The organism is Streptomyces sp. KR80 (assembly GCF_052245555.1).
Classification (GTDB): Bacteria; Actinomycetota; Actinomycetes; order Streptomycetales; family Streptomycetaceae; genus Streptomyces.
Genome location: NZ_JBQQCD010000020.1, coordinates 95,947 through 113,141, shown reverse-complemented (window position 1 = coordinate 113,141; position 17,195 = coordinate 95,947). Strand labels below are relative to the sequence as shown.

The window sequence follows — 17,195 nt, the reverse complement described above, 5'->3', positions numbered from 1 at the left end:
CACGAGCACGGCACCGACGACCAGCAGCAGCGCGGCCCCCAGGGAAGCGCCAACCACCGACGCGCCGGTCTCGGCGAGGTCGCCCGCATTGCCGTTCGACGACGGCGCGGGGGCCGGGGTCGCCGATTCGGAATTGGGCTCCGCCGACGGCTCGTCCTTCGGCTTCTCCGACGCCTCGTCGCCGGGCAGCTCCGTGGCCGACGGCTCCACACCCGGCACGTCGTCCTCGCTGTCGCACTCGGTCCAGAAGACCTTGTGCTTCGCCCGGCCGAGCTCGCCGTCGAAGTTCCAGACCAGCTTGTAATGCCCGTCCGGCAGCGTCATGTCCTCGGAACGGCCATGCCCCTCGGCGTCGAGGGTCAGCGTGCCGTTCTCCGCCTCCTCGCCCTTGATACCGGTCGGCGGCATCTCGACGATCTTCCAGGTCACCTCCTGGCCGCCGTCGAAGCCGAACGCGTCGAGGTAGAAGCTGCAGACGTGCGGCTCATTCCGGCGAAGCTCCTCGCCGGTCTCGGCGTCGTGAATCTTCACAGTCCCGTTGTCGCCGGGAGGGGTCGCGTACGCGGCCGGACCGGACAGCAGCGAAATCGCTGCGGCCGCCGTCACCGCACAAGCCGAAAAAAGGGTGCGCATGGGCCACCAATTCCAGGGGAAGTACCAGAGGGTGAGGTGGGGGGGCGGCTCAGCTTGCTGCCGCCGCGCTAAGGCGGTCAAGCGGCATAACGCCCCATCGGTGCGCTTGGGACCCGGACGTCCCATTGGTCACTGATAACAATCCGGCCAAGATGGCGTGTTCGACGCTGTGTGCTCCTCAGAGCGTTGCGAACGACGCGCCGAGCAGGGTCAGGCCCAGCAGGCCCAGCGCCCATGCCGTACGCCGCATCCGCAGGCCGCCCGCGACCACCAGTGCCGACAGCAGCAATGCACCCCCGAACGGCACCCACGCGTACAGCACCCCCGCGTTCCCGGTCCGTACGACCTCGTCCGTGCCCGGCCGTACCGCGACCAGCAGCCGTTCGCCCTTCTTGTGCGTGACCGCCCGGTCGATCGTCACCTTCGCCCGGGGCCTGCCCTCCGGTCCCGCCGGTACGAACGGCCCCGTGCAGGTGTCCTCGCCACACCGGGCGATCGTCACCGTGCCCCGCTCCCGGCCCTTCGCCAGCATCGCGTGCTGCGCGGTGTCCCACGACGTCCACACCCCGGCTACGAGCAGCAACAGCGCCACGGCGGCCATCACGGTGTTCTTGCCGACCAGCAGCAGACCGTAGGCACTCTCACCCGCACGTCGGAAACGGCTGCGCTTTTGGATGCTCGGATCGGAGTTGGCCATGGCCGCGATCCTTGGCCATCCGGAAGCTCTCGGTCAACCTTTGGGCCTGCACCTTGAGCCGGGCTGTCCCGGGGTGTCCCGTTAGGAGTTGTACGTGCCCTGCGCCCGCTCCAGGCCGTCCACGATCAGCGTCTCCACCGCGTCCGCCGCACGGTCCACGAAGTACTCCAGCTCCTTGCGCTCCGCAGCGGAGAAGTCCTTCAGCACGAAGGCGGCCACATCCATCCGGCCCGGAGGCCGGCCGATCCCGAACCGCACCCGGTGATAGTCCGGCCCCAGCGACTTCGTGATCGACTTCAGTCCGTTGTGGCCGTTGTCCCCGCCGCCCTGCTTCAGGCGCAGCGTTCCGTAGTCGATGTCCAGCTCGTCATGGATCGCCACGACCTGCTCCACCGGCACCTTGTAGAAATCCCGCAGCGCCGTCACCGGACCGCCCGACAGGTTCATGTACGACATCGGCTTCGCCACCACCACCCGTCGGCTCGACGGGCCGGGCATGCCCAGCCTGCCCTCCACCACCTGCGCACGGGCCTTGTGTGCCTTGAACCGGCCACCCATCCGCTCCGCGAGCAGATCGGCCACCATGAAACCCACGTTGTGCCGGTGGGCGGCGTACTCCGGACCGGGATTGCCCAGACCCACCACCAGCCACGGGCTGTCCACGTCGCTCATCTGCATGTCTCCTTGACGGCGCGACCGCTGCCCGATGCCCGTAGGCACCGAGCAGCGGTCGCCGGAAGCGGAAGATCCAGAAGACCCAGGGGGCACGACGCCCCCGCGGCCCGGGCGGACCCGAGCCGTCCCGGCGGATCAGGCCTCGGTCGCCTCGGCGGCCTCGGCCTCCTCGGCCTCCTCGGCCACCGGCTCCTCGGCCTGCGCGGCCAGCACCTGCAGCACGACCGCTTCCTCCTCGACAGCCAGCACCGTGCCCGCCGGCAGCGAGATGTCCTTCGCCAGGATCGAGGCACCGGCGTGCAGACCCTCGATGGAGACGGTCACCGCCTCCGGGATGTGGGTGGCCTCGGCCTCGACCGGCAGCGCGTTCAGCACGTGCTCCAGCAGGTTGCCGCCCGGCGCCAGCTCGCCCTCGGTGTGGATCGGCACCTCGACGGTGACCTTCTCGCCGAGCTTCACCAGCAGCAGATCGACGTGCTCGACGAAACCCTTCAGCGGATCACGCTGCACAGCCTTGGGGATGACCAGCTCGTTCCGGCCGTCGATCGACAGACCGATGAGCACGTTCGGGGTCTTCAGCGCGAGAAACAGCTCGTGGCCCGGCAGCGTCACATGCACCGGGTCGGCGCCGTGGCCGTACACCACGGCGGGCACCTTGCTGTCACGGCGGATACGGCGGGCAGCGCCCTTGCCGAACTCCTTGCGGACCTCAGCGGGGATCTTGACCTCGGCCATCATGCACTCCTCGTCGTCGTCGTCAATTCTGGCCGTCACCCGGCCCACGACAGACCTGCTACGAAGAGCGCGTCGATTACGGACCGCCGCACCACACGAGTGCGGCCTCCCTCGCCGAGCAACTCAAAGAGTCTACCCGGCGGGAAGGCCGCCCTTGAAATCGATCACAGCGCCTGCAAGCACGGGTGCCGGCAAGCACCCGTGGTCAGACCCGTACGCCCGGCATCAGGCCTGTTCCTCGAAGAGGCTCGTCACCGAGCCGTCCTCGAACACCTCACGCACCGCACGCGCGATCGTCGGCGCCATCGACAACACCGTGATCTTGTCGAGGTCCACCTCGCCCGGCGTCGGCAGCGTGTTCGTGAAGACGAACTCACTCACCTTCGAGTTCTTCAGCCGGTCCGCAGCAGGACCCGAGAGCACACCGTGCGTAGCCGTCACGATCACGTCCTCCGCGCCATTGGCGAACAGCGCCTCCGCCGCAGCGCAGATCGTGCCACCCGTGTCGATCATGTCGTCGACCAGGACACACACCCGGCCCTTCACATCGCCGACCACCTCGTGCACCGTCACCTGATTCGCGACGTCCTTGTCACGCCGCTTGTGCACAATCGCCAGCGGCGCACCGAGCCGGTCGCACCAGCGGTCCGCCACCCGCACCCGGCCCGCATCCGGCGACACCACCGTCAGCTTCTCGCGGTCCACCTTCGCGCCCACGTAGTCCGCAAGCACCGGCAGCGCGAACAGGTGATCCACCGGACCGTCGAAGAACCCCTGGATCTGGTCGGTGTGCAGATCCACCGTGAGAATCCGGTCCGCACCCGAGCACTTCAGCAGATCCGAGATCAGACGCGCCGAAATCGGCTCCCGGCCCCGGTGCTTCTTGTCCTGACGCGCATACCCGAAGAACGGCAGGATCACCGTGATGCTCCGAGCGGAAGCCCGCTTCAGAGCGTCGACCATGATCAACTGTTCCATGATCCACTTATTGATCGGAGCCGTGTGGCTCTGGATCACGAAGCAGTCCGCGCCACGCGCGGACTCCTGAAAGCGAACGTAGATCTCGCCGTTGGCGAAGTCGAACACCTTGGTCGGGACCAGCCCGACACCCAGCTGCTGCGCAACCTCCTCGGCCAGCTCAGGGTGGGCGCGGCCGGAGAAGAGCATCAACTTCTTCTCGCCGGTCGTCTTGATCCCGGTCACAACACAGTCTCCTTGCCGACTTCCGATGTGCTTGATGTCCTTCGCGTCACGTTCATACGCGCTTTCACGGTACGCCCCGCGCAGTGCAGCCGCGGACGATCACTGACCGCCCTCGGGCTCCTCACGCGTCGCCAGAGCCGCCTGTGCGGCAGCGCTCCCCGGCCGCTTCCGTGCGACCCACCCCTCGATGTTCCGCTGCTGGCCACGCGCGACCGCCAGCGAACCCGGGGGCACATCCTTGGTGATCACCGAACCGGCGGCGGTGTACGCACCGTCCCCGACCGTGACAGGAGCCACAAACATGTTGTCCGCACCGGTCCGACAGTGACTGCCGATCGTCGTGGCGTGCTTCGCCACCCCGTCGTAATTCACGAACACTGTCGCCGCGCCGATGTTCGTGTACTCGCCGATCGTCGCGTCGCCCACATACGACAGATGCGGCACCTTCGTGCCCTCGCCGACATCGGCGTTCTTCATCTCCACAAAAGTCCCGGCCTTCGTCTTCAGGCCGAGCTTCGTCCCCGGCCGCAGATACGCGAACGGGCCCACACTCGACCCTTCGCCGACCTGCGCCCCGTCCGCGACCGTATTGCTCACCCGGGCACCCGCACCGACCGAGGTGTCCTTCAGAGTGCAGTTCGGGCCCACCTCGGCGTTCGTCGCCACATGCGTGGCACCCTGCAGCTGACTGCCCGGGTGCACCACGGTGTCCGGCTCGAACGTCACCGTCACATCCACCCACGTCGTCGCCGGGTCCACGACCGTCACACCGCTCAGCATCGCCTCGTGCAGCAGCCGCTCATTGAGCAGCCGGCGCGCCTCGGCGAGCTGAACCCGATTGTTGATCCCCAGAATCTCCCGGTGATCCCCCGCCACGGCGGCCCCCACGCGGTGGCCCGCCGCACGCAGAATCCCGAGCACATCGGTGAGGTACTCCTCGCCCTGGCTGTTGTCGGTGCGGACCTTGCCGAGCGCATCCGCGAGCAGCCGGCCGTCGAAGGCGAATACCCCGGAGTTGATCTCGGTGATCGCCCGCTGCTCCTCAGTCGCGTCCTTGTGCTCGACGATCGCCGTAACCGCTCCGTCGGCACCCTCGCGCACGATGCGGCCGTAACCGGTGGCGTCCGGGACGACGGCGGTGAGCACGGTGACCGCGTTGCCGTCGGCGGTGTGCGCATCGGTGAGCCGCCGCAGTGTCTCGGCGGTCAGCAGCGGAGTGTCGCCGCAGAGGACGACCACGGTCCCCTCGACCGGCCCCGCCCCCGACGCCGCGAGCTCCTCCAGCGCCATCCGGACCGCGTGCCCCGTCCCGTTCTGCTCGTGCTGCACGGCGGTACGGACGCCGGGATCGATCTCGGCCAGATGCGCGGTGACCTGCTCACGGGCGTGACCGACGACCACGACGAGATGCTCCGGATCGAGCTCGCGAGCGGCGGCCACGACATGGCCGACCAGGGAACGGCCACAGATGGAATGCAGGACCTTGGGGGTCGCCGACTTCATACGGGTGCCCTCACCCGCTGCGAGGACGACGACGGCTGCCGGGCGGTTGGCGCTCACGGGGGTGCCCTTCGGCTTCGGGTGGCGGACACTCGCAGGATACCGGGGCGTTTTTCGCCGGAAACGCATCGGGTCCCGACCTGAAGGTCAGGACCCTGTGATACGAACTTTGAGCTCCGCTGCCAGGACTCGAACCTGGAATGATGGGACCAAAACCCACAGTGTTGCCAATTACACCACAGCGGATAGCTGAACAGGCCGAATTGGACATTCGGCTAGATCGCCGAGTCGGCCCCCACCACTATGCCGTACCGCCGGCATTCGATGCGACGGTATAGGTCTGCGCCTGTCGAGGACTCGAACACCGAGGGAGCAGTGGTCGTTTTCGACGGGGCGGGAGGGGCGTCAGAAGAGGCCGTCCCACATCTGCTCGAGGAGTACTGACCACCAGTTCTCCGGGGAGGAGAGGGCTGCCGGGTCGAGGGCGGCGAGCTGGGCCTGGAAGTCGACCGTCCAGCGGCCGGCCTGCTCCGGGGTCAGGCCGAAGCGGAGCCGCCACATCCTGCCGAGCAGGGACATGCAGCGGACGAACTCCGGCAGTCCGGTGTTGACGAACACCGGCTGGCCCCCCTGTCCCGTGGGGGATCCGGCTTCGACCGGGACGGCCACGATGTTCGCCGTGCCGTACTGCACGCACAGGTGCTTGCCGAAGTCGTTGCCCATGACGAGGTACGAGCTCGCGTCCGATGCGGGCTGGACGCCCCGTTCGGCGGCCAGCTCCGCCAGGGTGGGCACCGGGCGGCCCGGCTGGGCCTGGGCCCAGAAGAACGGGCCCATGTCCAGCGGCAGCCCCGCCCACACGAGGGTTTGGGCGACCGCCTCGGGTACGCCCTGCCGGGAGACCGCGTGCTGGTCGAAGCGGTAGATGCCCTGCGGGCCGAAGGCCTGCAGCAGCTCGTTCGCGATGCCCTCGAGCGGGACGGGCGGCATGGGCTGCACCTGGCTCGGGTGCGGCAGGGGCACGCGGTTCGGCGCCGGGAGGGCTGGGCCGTCTGCGACCTGGTGCAGTTCCCCCTGGTGCTCGACGAGATGCCGTACGCCCTGCTGGCGCGAGGCGTGGTCCTGGCCGTACGCGGCGGTGTGACTCGTGCGCACCTGTGGCCAGGTCTCGCGGATCATCCGGGCGCAGTAGCCGCCGGGCAGCTCGCACGACTCCAGTTCGGTGTGTAGTTCGAGCACCTGTTGGGGCGGTACGCCGAGGGCGCGCAGCTCGTGCAGGATCTGCCACTCGGGGTGCGGGGTCCCGGGCGCGGAGCGGCGGATGATCTGCTGCTCGGAGCCGTCCTGGGCGCGGTAGCGCAGTACGGCCATGTAGCCGGGCCCGACCCTGGGCAGGTCGGCGGGCGGCTGGGGGTTGCCGTACGCGCTGGGCGGCTGTGCGCCGGGCGTCCCCGGGGGCACGCCGGGTCCGCCCGGTGGCACTCCGGGACCGCTGGGCGGCTGGGCGCCGGGTGCCGCGGCCGGCCCTCCTGGCGGGGCGGGTGGACCTGCGGTGGGGCCGCCGGGCCCAGTCGGACCGGGCATGGGTGGACCGGCCGGGCCGCCGGCGAGCATGGTCGCGGCGGCGTGCAGTCCGTCGTGGCCGCCGAGGGGTGCGCCGGGAGGGCCCGCCCGGCCTGGGCTGCCGGGCGGGCCGGGGGGCTGCGGGCCTGATGGTCCATTGGTGCCGGGCGTGGCCGGAGTGCCTGGCCGGCCTGGGGTGCCGGGTGGACCAGGAGGGTGAGGCACGTCGGATCGGCGAGGGCCGGGGGCGCCGGGAGTGCCCGGCTGGCCTGGGGCCCCGGGCGGGCCCGGTGGGATTGGGCCTCCGGTGCCTGGGGTGCCGGGTGGGCCCGGGGGATGGGGTGCACCGGGCGTGGCGGGGCCTTGTGAGGGGTCGGCGAGCATGGTTGCGGCGTAGTGGACTCCACCCGGGCCGCCGGGGGTTCCGGGTGGCTGGGAGCCGGTCGCGCCGGGTTGGCGGCCTGAGGTGTCAGCGCCTCCTGGGACGGAAGTGCCGGGAGTCCCCGGCGAGTTGGGGGCATCGCCCGTGCTGGGCCCACCAGGCACGCCGATGGCGTTCGGCCCGCCGGACCCACCGGGCGCGCCGGTTGCGGACTGGGCGGCAGGGTCGCTCGGGGTCAGGCCTTCCGGTGGGAGGGACGGGACCAACTGGGTTGGGATATAGCCGCCCGCGGGGGTGCCTGGGGCGCCGGGGCCGGGGCCCGGTGGGGAGCCTGCGCCCGGGGTGCCTTGGGCACCCGGCGGGGGGTTGCCCTGTGTGCCGGCGTGCCCGCCAGGGGTGGCGGGAGTGCCCGGGGGAGGCGGGGTGGCCGGTGCACCGGGGGGTGCCGAGCGGCGGGGGGCGCGGCTCGTCGCGGCGTCGGCGATGTCGCCCGCCCTTGCGCCCGGAATGTCGGGTGAGCCGGGCGGGCCCGGGGGCTGCGGCGGAGCGGATGGTCCTGCCTGACCGGGGATGCCCGCGGCAGCCGGACCCGACTGGCCCGGAGCGCCCTGGGAGATGGGTCCTGCTTCGTCCGGCGGGGCTGGAGTAGCGGCCGCTTGAGGGCCGTCGGCGACTGGAGCGACTGCCGTGGGGGGCAGTTGGCTGCCGCCGGACATGAGTTCCGTCTTGGCGTCGGCGTTCACGCCTGGGGGAGGCGGGCTGTTCCCGTCGTCGAGGTCCGCGAGCGGTGGTGCGAAGACCGTTGCGGGGAGGCCGACGGAGCGGTCCTCGCCGTCGCCCTGTGCGTTGGCGTCGACCCACGGTGTGGCCGCGGACGGTGCCCCCGGACCGCCGGTGTTCAGACCGCCGGGGTCGATGCCAGCAGTGCCGGCATCGCCAGTGGCAGCACCGCCGGGGCCGCCCGGCTGTGCGGCGGGGACGCCGCCCTTGGAGGTCGGCTCGTATGCCGCCGGGCGCGCCGGCCCCCCGGCGGGTGCGGCCGGTGCTGCGGGTGCTGTGTCCGCGGGCGGGGCCGCCCAAGGCGTCCCAGCGCTCACCCCGTCCGCCCCTGCGGGCCGGTCCGCCGTCGCAGCGTCGGCCCGGCGGTTCGGGATGCCGATCTGCTCGGCTGCGTCCTGCAGCCACTGCGGCGGTGTCAGCAGGAAGGACGTGGCCTCGAGGTCGATCCGCTGCGGAGACTCGCCGACCGGAGCGGGCGTTCTGCGGTCGACGCCGCCGTACTCCTCCTCGTACCGCCGGATGACCTCGCCCACCGGCAGTCCCGGCCAGAGTGTGGCCTCTCCGCTGTCCCGGGCGATGACCATACGGGCGCGGCTGCCGTCACGGGACGGGTCGTCCGCGGAGCAGTCGGCCGACGTGGGGGTGAGCGCAGCGGTGGCCGGGTCCCGATCCTCGGCCCAGGCCACGAATCCCAGGTCGAACTCCCGGACGTGTACGTCCCGGTGCCGGTCCTCGGGCACGTCGCCGTTGACCCAGTGCTCCGCGCGCTCCTGCGCCTGCGCGAAGGTCACCATCGCGCCCTCACCCCTCCACCGGGACGGCGCGCGCGAAGCCACCGCCCACCATCAGGTTCGCCACGGTCTCCAGCTCCGGCGGGTTGCCCGCCAGCCGCTGCAGGAAGTCGTCGAAGTCGTCGCCGCAGGGCAGCAGCAGCTGATCGACGCGCTGCTGGACTGCCCAGCCGTCGCGGTCCCGGGCGTCGTCGTACGCGCAGAACCACACCGATCCGGTCGCCCGGCCGTTCACCTTCACCGTGAGCACCCCGCCCTGCACGAAGCCGATGCCCAGGTAGTCCTTGGTGACGTGGTCCCGGAGGCATTTGTTGACGTAGACGAGGTCGTTGGCGGCGGCTTCGTCCCGGACGGTCAGGAACGGCTGGTCGATCAGCAGGCCGAGCTCGGCGTCGAGCCCGACGCCCACCGGGGCGCAGCCGCCGGCCACCTTGAGGAAGGAGCGGTACGCGCCGGGCAGCCGGAAACCGAGGTCCTCCTCCACGCCGAGGACTTGCTCCTCGGTGACCGCGACCGACTTGCTGGGCAGCCCGAAGTGCACGGGCTTGGTCTCCTGGAGGGGGCGGGTGCCGCGCTTGTTCTGGTCCACGGCGGCGGTCGCCAGCCCGCCGTGGTGCCGCAGCAGGGCCTTGACCTCGACGGGGATCAGGTGCATGCGGCGGGTGCCGGCGACGTGGTGCCAGGTCCAGCCGTGCGGGGTGGCCACCGATGGCAGGCTGCCCCAGAGCTCGTGGCCCGCGGCGTGCAGTGCGGCGTTCGCGGATACGTAGTCGGTGAGCCGCAGTTCGTCGATGCCGAAGCCTTCCGGGGGGTCGGCGATCTCCGCTGCCGCCCGCGCGTACGGCGAGAAGTCCGGAAAGCCGTCCTGGTCGACCCGTACGCCGTGGGGGTAGCGGGTGGCCCGGACCGGGTCGGGGAAGTGCACGACCTGTCCGGCGTAGGCCGTGTTCGGTGGCGCGGCGGATGGTTCTCGCCGACCAGTCGTCATGGCGTTTGCCCCCCTGGTGCGTCTCGCTCCTGCGGGCACAGCCTATGTGCTGCCACAACAGGGATGTCTCCCCGGTCGGTGTGACCGTACGGGTGGGCGAACGCGCCGTCGGCCAGCTCTTCCCGGCGCGGAGCAGCGTCTTGTGCTGCGCGTCCGCCACGCAGTGCTCGACCGCTATCGCCTCGCCCAGTACAACCCGCGGGACGGGGTGTGCGGCTTCCTCTTCCGCCTGCACATTTGGCAGGCTGGCCACTCGCAACTCGGGGGATTGCACTGGGAGGGACAGCACGACCATGAGCACCACACAGGACGCCGCCACCAGCGAGCCTGCTTCTTCGCCGGGTGATCCCCGGCTCAGCTGGAGCGCCACCGACGACTCGGGCGGGGCGCCCGTGCTCCGTCACCGCAGGGACGGCATCCTTCCCACAGTGGCCGCCGCACTGTCGGTTCGCGGCGAGACGCTCACCGCCACCGCGGCCAAGGGCGACCAGCCGCCCGAGCTCCATCCGCTCGTCCAGGACTTTCTGGACACCCTCACCACGGAGCGCCGGGAGCGGTTCACCGGCCGATGTCCCGAAGCCGTACTGCTGTCGCGTTTCTTGGGCACCGTGGAGGCCGCGCGCAGCAAGCGCGCCTCGCGCAAGCCCCTCACGCACGGGGAGGCGCGCCGTGCCCTGAAGCACGCGAAACTCACCGCGCGCCACATCCGTGAGGACGGCGACCCGGAGCACGGCGCGTATGCCCCGCCCTGTCGTTCGTGCGGCCCGCTTCTCGCGCACTTCGGTGTCCGCCCGGTCGATCCGACGTCGACGGACGGGAGTTGAGATGCGCGCCTTCGAACGGGCCGGGACCACCAGGTTCCCGGTCGCCCTGGATGCTGCGCTGCGCGAAGCGGGCTGGCAGCCCGGTCGCTGGGACATGAGACAGGCGGAGGTCTGGGCCGACACGCTCAGCGCGCATGTCTCGCCGGCCGGTCACCGGCATGCGGTGTTCCCGGCGGCGGTCGAGGCGTGGGCCGAGTTCGGCGGGTTGCGGATCGGAGTGTCCGGCCCCGGGCGCCATATCGCGCCGACGCCGCTGCTGGTCGATCCGCTGCGGGGGCTCCATCTCGCGCGGATCCTCTCGGACTTGGGGCGTGCTCTGGAGTCGGAGCTGTGTCCGCTCGGTGCGGAGACCGGTGGGGCGGGTGCGGTCCTGGCCATCGATGCGGCGGGCCGGGTCTACAGCCTCGATCACACCGGGGACTGGTATCTGGGGGCGGACATCGACGGGGCGCTCGCCACGCTGGTGACGGGGACCCGGCCCGCGCGGTTGAGTGTGAGCGGCTGACCCGGCGTAGGGCTCGCCTGCCGCCGCCCGGCTGTGGGCAGTCGTACGGGCCGGGCTGGGGCACCGTGTGAGGCGCGGGCGGGCTGCGCAGGAGCGGGGTTCAGCGCCCGGCGGAGGTCAGGCCCCGTCCGCACCGCTCGTACGGCGATCGGGCAGCACGGCCGACACCCGGAAGCCACCCGCCTCCGTCGGCCCCGAGACGAAGCCGCCGCCCAGTGCCGTCACCCGCTCGCGCATCCCCACCAGGCCGTTGCCACCGCTCGGCAGCCGGGCGTCGGAGTCCGACTCGGCCGCCGGTCCGTTCTCGACGAGCACCGCGACCTCGTTCTCCCGGCGTGCGAGTCTGACCCGGGCCGCCGCCCCCGCCGCGTGTTTGTGCACATTGGTCAGCGCTTCCTGCACCACGCGGTAAGCGGTCTGCTCCACGGGCGGCGGGTAGGACCGCTCCTCGCCCTCCACGGCGAGCTCGACGCTCATGCCCGCAGCCCGTGACTCCCCGACCAGCGTGGCCAGTTCGCTCAGGCACGGCCCTTCCGGCGCTTCGGCTGCTGCGGCGCGCTCGCGGTCGGCGCCGGGGATCGGAGGCGAGGCAGACGCGGCGTCGGACTCCGCCGTGGCCCGTCCGCCCGCGGTGGCGAATGCGGCGAGGCGGGCCGGGCCGTGCGAGGCGTCCGGCCCGGCCGCTCCGTCCGAAGCGCCGCCCCGCGCGGGGGTGCTGCCGGCGGCGGACCGGCTGTCGTCGGCGCGCAGCACGCCGAGCATCTCGCGCAGCTCGGTGAGCGCCTGGCGGCCCATGTCGCCCACGAGCCCGGCGTTCTTCGCGGCCCGCTCCGGGTCCTTCAACGCCACCGCCTGCAACGCCGCCGCGTGGACCACCATCAGTGACACCCGGTGCGCCACCACGTCGTGCATCTCGCGGGCGATCCGGGTCCGCTCCTCGTTGCGCGCCCATTCGGCCCGCTCCTCGGCCCGGTCGGCGAGCAGGGTGAGCTCCCGCTCCAGCCCGTCCGCGCGCTCCCGCAGACTCTCCACGAGCCGCCGCCGGGCCCCGACGTACAGGCCGAACAGCAGGGAGGGCGCCGTCAGACCGACGGCCATCAGCACCGAGACCAGGATGGTGACCCAGATCGGCGGCGAGTAGCCGTCCCGCCGCATGTCCTGGTGGAAGCGGATGAAGGTGATCAGCAGGGTCCCGGCCATCGACATGCCGGCGAGGACGACCGTGATCCGCCGCGGGACGTCGGACGCGGCGAGCGTGTAGAGCCCGATGATGCCGAGGACGAAGCCCATCTCGGCCGGGGTGATGGCGATCGAGACAAGGACGACCGCGATCGGCCAGCGCCGTCGCAGGCCGAGCGTGGCACCCGCGAAAACGCCCAGCAGTACCCCGGCCGCCGCCGGGATCTCCGCTTCCCGCGCGAACGGCACGCCTTCGAACGCACACTCCAGGGCGGAGACGACGGCCAGCACGACGTCGAGCACCATGCTCCGCCGGCGTCCCCACCACCACGGCCCGGCGGGCGCGTCTCTCGCGCCCGCCTCCACTACTGCCCCCGTTGTGGTCATACCGACCAGCGTAAGGGCGCCCGCCACCGACATTCCGGGTGGTACCAGGCCTCGAAGGACGGCGGGATGGCCGGTGCTGGGGGAGGGCGGACGGAGTGTCGCGTTACGGGGGCTTCTGCCTCATCAAGAAAGATGTGCGCCGAGTGCGTTGCATGCCGGATTAAGGGGCTTAGGGATGGGTGCGTCTGTTTCACGTCATGGCTTCGCCGTCGTGCGGGGCCGAGAGCGCGGGTACCGGCCGGACCAGGTCGACCGCATCATCGAGAGGCTGGCGGCCTCGCGCGACGAGACCTGGGAACGGGCCGCCCGGCTGACCGTCCTGGCCAGAGAGATGGAGGAACGGGCACAGCGGCTGTTGGACCGAGTGGCGGCGATGCCCGCGCAGACGTACGAGGTGCTGGGCCCGCGGGCGTTGGAACTGCTCCGCGTCGCCGAGGCGGAGGCCGCGGCCCTGCGGGACGCAGCGGAGGCGGCCGCGCAGAAGCTCCGGGAGGACGCCGAGGAGGCGGGACGTGCGCGGCAGGACGCGGCGCGGGCGCATGCGGCGGAGGTGCGGGACGCAGCGGAGGCGTGGGCCGGGCAGGCCCGGGCGGAGGCGGAGCAGGTGGCCGACGACGTGCGGGCGGCGGCACGTCAGGACGTGAAGCAGTGGCGGTCCGACTCGATGGCGGCCCTGAGGACGATGCACCGGCGGGCCGACGAGATGCGTGCGGAGCTGGAGAAGGAGCAGGCGCAGCGGGCGGATGCCGTCGAGCGCGAGATCGCGGAGGCGCAGGGGGCGGCGGATGCGCGGATCGACGGTCTGTCAGCGCGGGCTGACGGGGTGCTCGCCGAGGCGCGGCGCAGGCACGCGGAGGCGGAGGAGGCGGCGCGGCGGACGCTGGCGGACGCGGAGGCGCAGGGAGCGGACCTGGTGGCGCGGGCGCGGGCGTGGGCACAGCGGGTGGAGCGGGAGTCGGAGCGGCTGGTGCGGGAGCACGAGGAGCGTTGCGAGGCGCTGCGGCTGGAGATGGCGCAGGTGCGGCAGGGGTTGTCGGCACTGGAGGGCGGCGGCTCGGACGCGGATGCCGCGGGTACGGATGCGTCGGACGGGGACGCCACGGACACGGACGCCCCAGGCACGGCTGCATCGAAAACCGATGCCCCGGACACGGACACAGACACGGATGCGCTGCCGGAGCCGGAGTCGCCACCGGGTGCCGAGGCCTGAGGGCGGTGCCTCGTCCGGACCCGCCCCCGGAGTCGCCGCACGGCGGTCGTAGCGGTCGTAAGGGACCGCCGTCAGTCCCGCTGTGGGGCGGCGGCTGCGTCCGCGTCCGGGATCACCGGGAAGCGGCGCGGGGCCAGCAGCAGGAGGACGACGAAGGCGAGGGCGGCAGCGGCGGCCGCGCCGAGATAGACGTGGTCGACGGCGGTGGCCACCGCCCGCCGCAGATAGTCCGCCGCCCCGCCCGTCAGCGCGCCCGGGTGCTCCAGCGCGTGCGAGACGGAGTCCAGGTCGTCCGGCAGGCCAGGCCGTAGCGCGTCAGGGGCGTCCGCGAGCCGGGCGGCGAGGGTGGCGTTCGCGACGGCCCCGAAGAGGGCCGCGCCGAGACTCTGCCCGACCTGACGGCAGAACAGCACGGACGCCGTGGTGGTGCCGCGCTCCGCCCATGGCACCGTCGACTGCACCCCGACGATCAGCGGCAGCTGGAAGAGTCCCAGCGCCGCCCCGAGAAGAAGCATGATCAGGGCGGGCTGCCACGCTTCGCCGGGGAACGGCAGGAGGGGGAAGGCCAGAAGGATCAGGGCGGCGAGGCCGATGCCGACGAGTGCGCTCTGCCGGAAGCCGATCCGGCGGTAGACGTGGCTGCTCAACGCCGCGGAGATCGGCCAGCTGAGGGTCATCACGGAGAGCACGAACCCGGCCGCGATCGGGCCGAGCCCGAGGACCGACTGCGCGTACGTCGGCAGGAAGACCGTCGGGGCGACCATCAGCAGCCCGAGGGCGCCAAGCGCGAGGTTGACCGCGGCGATGGTGCGACGTTTCCAGACCCAGCCGGGGATGATCGGTTCGGCTGCGCGGCGTTCGATCCGGACGGTTGCCGCCGCGCACACCGCACTGCCGAAGAACAGGCCGAGCGAGGGCGCCGACAGCCAGGGCCAGGCGACGCCGCCCTGGACGAGGGCGGTGAGCAGCAGCCCGCCACAGGCGAAGACGGCCAGGGCCCCGGCCCAGTCGATGCGCGCCGGGCGGGAGGGCCGCCGCAGCGGTTCGTGGAGGTGGCGGGCGATGAGCCACAGTGCGAGCGCCCCCACGGGCAGGTTGACGAGGAAGATCCAGCGCCAGTGCGCGTACGCCGCGAGCAGCCCGCCCACGGCCGGCCCGGCGACGGCGGACAGGGCCCAGACCGCGGAGAGTCTGGACTGGATCTTCGGGCGTTCCTTGAGCGGGTAGAGGTCGGCGGCGATCGTCTGGACCGTGCCCTGGATGGCGCCGCCGCCCAGGCCCTGGACGATGCGGAAGGCGATCAGGGCGGCCATGTCCCAGGCGCCGGCGCAGAGCACTGATCCGACGAGGAACAGGGCGATGCCGCAGATCAGGACCGGCTTGCGGCCGAAGGTGTCGGAGAGCTTGCCGTACACCGGGAGGGTCACGGTCACGGCCAGCAGATAGCCGGAGAAGAGCCAGGAGAAGACGGAGAGCCCGCCGAGGTCGCCGACGATCTGGGGCACCGCGGTCGCCACGACGGTGCTGTCCAGTGCGGCGAGGGCCATGCCGAGCATGAGGGCTGCGACGACCGGGCCGCGGCGGGCGGTGGGCGCCGGGTCCGCCGTGGGTGCGGCGTCCCGGCCGGCGCGCCTCGCGGTGTCGCTCACCGTGCCCTTCCCCTCCTCGATCCGTGTAGTACGCACCCTTCCATGCCGGGGACAGCGTACGGAACCGGGCGTCCGGCCCGTGGAGCGGGACCGGCTCACACCGCGGGAGGTGCCGTCTCACCGTCCTGGCCGCCTGGACGGCGCGGACGCGGCTGAGCCCGGCTTCCTCACGTCCGGCGGAGCGTGAGCGTGCCGTCCGGCTCCAGGGCGATGCGGGCGCCGAAGCCGCGACTGACCCGGTCGAGCGTCGCGCGCAGCCACTCGGCGTCCTTGCTCGAGGCGCGCCGGAGCCGCATCTGCCGGGCCTGCATGGGTGCCATCCAGGCCCGGACCAGCCTGCCGGTGTCCGGTTCCACCGAGACGAAGTAGAGCAGCCGCAGGTCGTCCCGGTACTCCTGGTAGCCGGTGATGCCCTCGTAGTCGTCGATGAAGTCGCCACAGCCGTACAGGACGAGCTTCTCGCGGTACACCTCGATGGGCCGGGGATGGTGCGAGGAGTGGCCGTGCACGACGTCGACGCCACCGTCGATCAGTGCGTGCGCGAAGTGGATCTGGTCCCGGGAGACGGCGTAGCCCCAGTTCGAGCCCCAGTGGATCGACGCGACCGCGACGTCGCCCGGCCGCTTCACCTGCCGAACGCGTTCGACGACCTCGGCCGCGGCGGCGTCCGACACCTCGGGTACGAAGTCGACGCCGGCCCGGTCCTCGGCCGCGGCCCACACGTCCGGGATGCCGCTGGACGCCATCCCGAAGGAGAAGACCAGGACGCGCCGGTCACCGTCGACGGGGACGATCGCGGGTCGCCGCGCCTGGCTGCCGTCCCGTCCCGCCCCCGCCACCCGTACCCCCGCCGAGGCCAGGGCGTCGAGCGTCTCCTCCAGCCCTTGGTGACCGAAGTCGAGCACGTGGTTGTTCGCCAGTGCGCACGCGTCGGGCCGGGCGGGCGTCAGGCAGGCGATGTTGGCCGGACTCATCCGGTAGTGCACGGACTTGCCCCACGCGAATTCGCCGCTTCGCGTGATGCTGGTCTCCAGATTCACCACCCGGGCATCGGGGGCGGCATCGTCGAGCGCCGGCAGGGCGTCCCCCCAGGGCCAGGAGAAGTCGACGGGGCGCGGAATCGGGCCGTTCACCGCCTCCGCCAGCGCGACGTACGCCTCCGCATCGCGGATGTACGGCTCCTGCAGCGTCGGGTCGCCGGGGTGCGGAAGGATCATGTCGACGCCGCGGCCGAGCATGACGTCGCCGCAGAGAAACAAGGTCACCGTCTCGCTGCGCATACTTCCACGCTAAGCGTCGGGAACCGGCTCAGCTGGGGCATCACCTGCGCCTCGTAACGCCGACCGCCGACCGTGCGGGACGGGGTCGTCCCCGCGATCCATGCCGGGGGCGACGAGCCGGGGTGGTCGTACGGGTCGGCATCGCGTACCCGGATTCCGGCAGCGGCTGTCCACGCGTACGTGGGCAGCCGGGCATGCGTCACGCGGGCAGGTG

General features: G+C 71.9%; 14 protein-coding genes and 1 tRNA gene. 3 read left to right on the top strand and 12 right to left on the bottom strand.

Features of this window, described 5'->3' with window-relative positions; genetic code table 11:
* The 9 genes from ACTWQI_RS24675 to ACTWQI_RS24635 all read right to left on the bottom strand — a co-directional run.
* Positions 1-633 (bottom strand): hypothetical protein (locus tag ACTWQI_RS24675; protein ID WP_443273820.1); only part of this gene is annotated, 633 nt, incomplete at its 3' end.
* 178 nt (positions 634-811) lie between these two features.
* Entirely contained in the window at positions 812-1,330 is a 519-nt protein-coding gene (locus ACTWQI_RS24670) for a hypothetical protein (protein ID WP_443273818.1), read from the bottom strand.
* A gap of 81 nt (positions 1,331-1,411) precedes the next feature.
* Positions 1,412-2,002, bottom strand: coding sequence for an aminoacyl-tRNA hydrolase (gene pth, locus ACTWQI_RS24665; protein WP_443273816.1), 591 nt, complete (start codon positions 2,000-2,002; stop codon positions 1,412-1,414).
* A 138-nt stretch (positions 2,003-2,140) separates the two neighbouring features.
* Positions 2,141-2,740 (bottom strand): 50S ribosomal protein L25/general stress protein Ctc, encoded by a 600-nt coding sequence (locus tag ACTWQI_RS24660; protein ID WP_443273840.1) that lies wholly within the window; start codon positions 2,738-2,740, stop codon positions 2,141-2,143.
* Positions 2,741-2,965: 225 nt separating this feature from the next.
* Positions 2,966-3,943, bottom strand: coding sequence for a ribose-phosphate diphosphokinase (locus tag ACTWQI_RS24655; protein ID WP_443273814.1), 978 nt, complete (start codon positions 3,941-3,943; stop codon positions 2,966-2,968).
* 99 nt (positions 3,944-4,042) lie between these two features.
* Positions 4,043-5,503, bottom strand: a complete 1,461-nt coding sequence (gene glmU, locus ACTWQI_RS24650) for a bifunctional UDP-N-acetylglucosamine diphosphorylase/glucosamine-1-phosphate N-acetyltransferase GlmU (protein ID WP_443273812.1) — start codon at positions 5,501-5,503, stop codon at positions 4,043-4,045.
* Between the two features lie 114 nt (positions 5,504-5,617).
* Positions 5,618-5,689, bottom strand: a tRNA-Gln gene (locus ACTWQI_RS24645).
* Positions 5,690-5,848: 159 nt separating this feature from the next.
* Positions 5,849-8,962 (bottom strand): SUKH-4 family immunity protein, encoded by a 3,114-nt coding sequence (locus ACTWQI_RS24640; protein WP_443273810.1) that lies wholly within the window; start codon positions 8,960-8,962, stop codon positions 5,849-5,851.
* 7 nt (positions 8,963-8,969) lie between these two features.
* Positions 8,970-9,947: an SMI1/KNR4 family protein gene (locus tag ACTWQI_RS24635; RefSeq protein WP_443273808.1), complete on the bottom strand. Its 978-nt coding sequence runs from the start codon at positions 9,945-9,947 to the stop codon at positions 8,970-8,972.
* 293 nt (positions 9,948-10,240) lie between these two features.
* Between ACTWQI_RS24635 and ACTWQI_RS24630 the strand changes: the two genes are divergently transcribed.
* Positions 10,241-10,771 carry a YwqJ-related putative deaminase gene (locus tag ACTWQI_RS24630; RefSeq protein WP_443273806.1) on the top strand — a complete coding sequence of 177 codons (531 nt, stop codon included), beginning with the start codon at positions 10,241-10,243 and terminating at the stop codon, positions 10,769-10,771.
* A 1-nt stretch (position 10,772) separates the two neighbouring features.
* Entirely contained in the window at positions 10,773-11,276 is a 504-nt protein-coding gene (locus tag ACTWQI_RS24625) for an SUKH-3 domain-containing protein (protein ID WP_443273804.1), read from the top strand.
* Between the two features lie 117 nt (positions 11,277-11,393).
* Here ACTWQI_RS24625 and ACTWQI_RS24620 read toward each other — a convergent pair whose 3' ends face one another.
* Complete coding sequence (locus ACTWQI_RS24620; RefSeq protein WP_443273802.1) at positions 11,394-12,842, bottom strand: sensor histidine kinase; 1,449 nt, start codon at positions 12,840-12,842, stop codon at positions 11,394-11,396.
* Between the two features lie 175 nt (positions 12,843-13,017).
* Between ACTWQI_RS24620 and ACTWQI_RS24615 the strand changes: the two genes are divergently transcribed.
* Entirely contained in the window at positions 13,018-14,052 is a 1,035-nt protein-coding gene (locus tag ACTWQI_RS24615; protein ID WP_443273800.1) for a cellulose-binding protein, read from the top strand.
* 71 nt (positions 14,053-14,123) lie between these two features.
* Here the strand turns inward: ACTWQI_RS24615 and ACTWQI_RS24610 are convergent, their stop codons facing one another.
* Both ACTWQI_RS24610 and ACTWQI_RS24605 read right to left on the bottom strand, forming a co-directional pair.
* Entirely contained in the window at positions 14,124-15,701 is a 1,578-nt protein-coding gene (locus ACTWQI_RS24610) for an MDR family MFS transporter (protein ID WP_443273798.1), read from the bottom strand.
* A 167-nt stretch (positions 15,702-15,868) separates the two neighbouring features.
* Positions 15,869-16,981, bottom strand: coding sequence for a CapA family protein (locus ACTWQI_RS24605; protein WP_443273796.1), 1,113 nt, complete (start codon positions 16,979-16,981; stop codon positions 15,869-15,871).
* Positions 16,982-17,195: the final 214 nt, after the last annotated feature.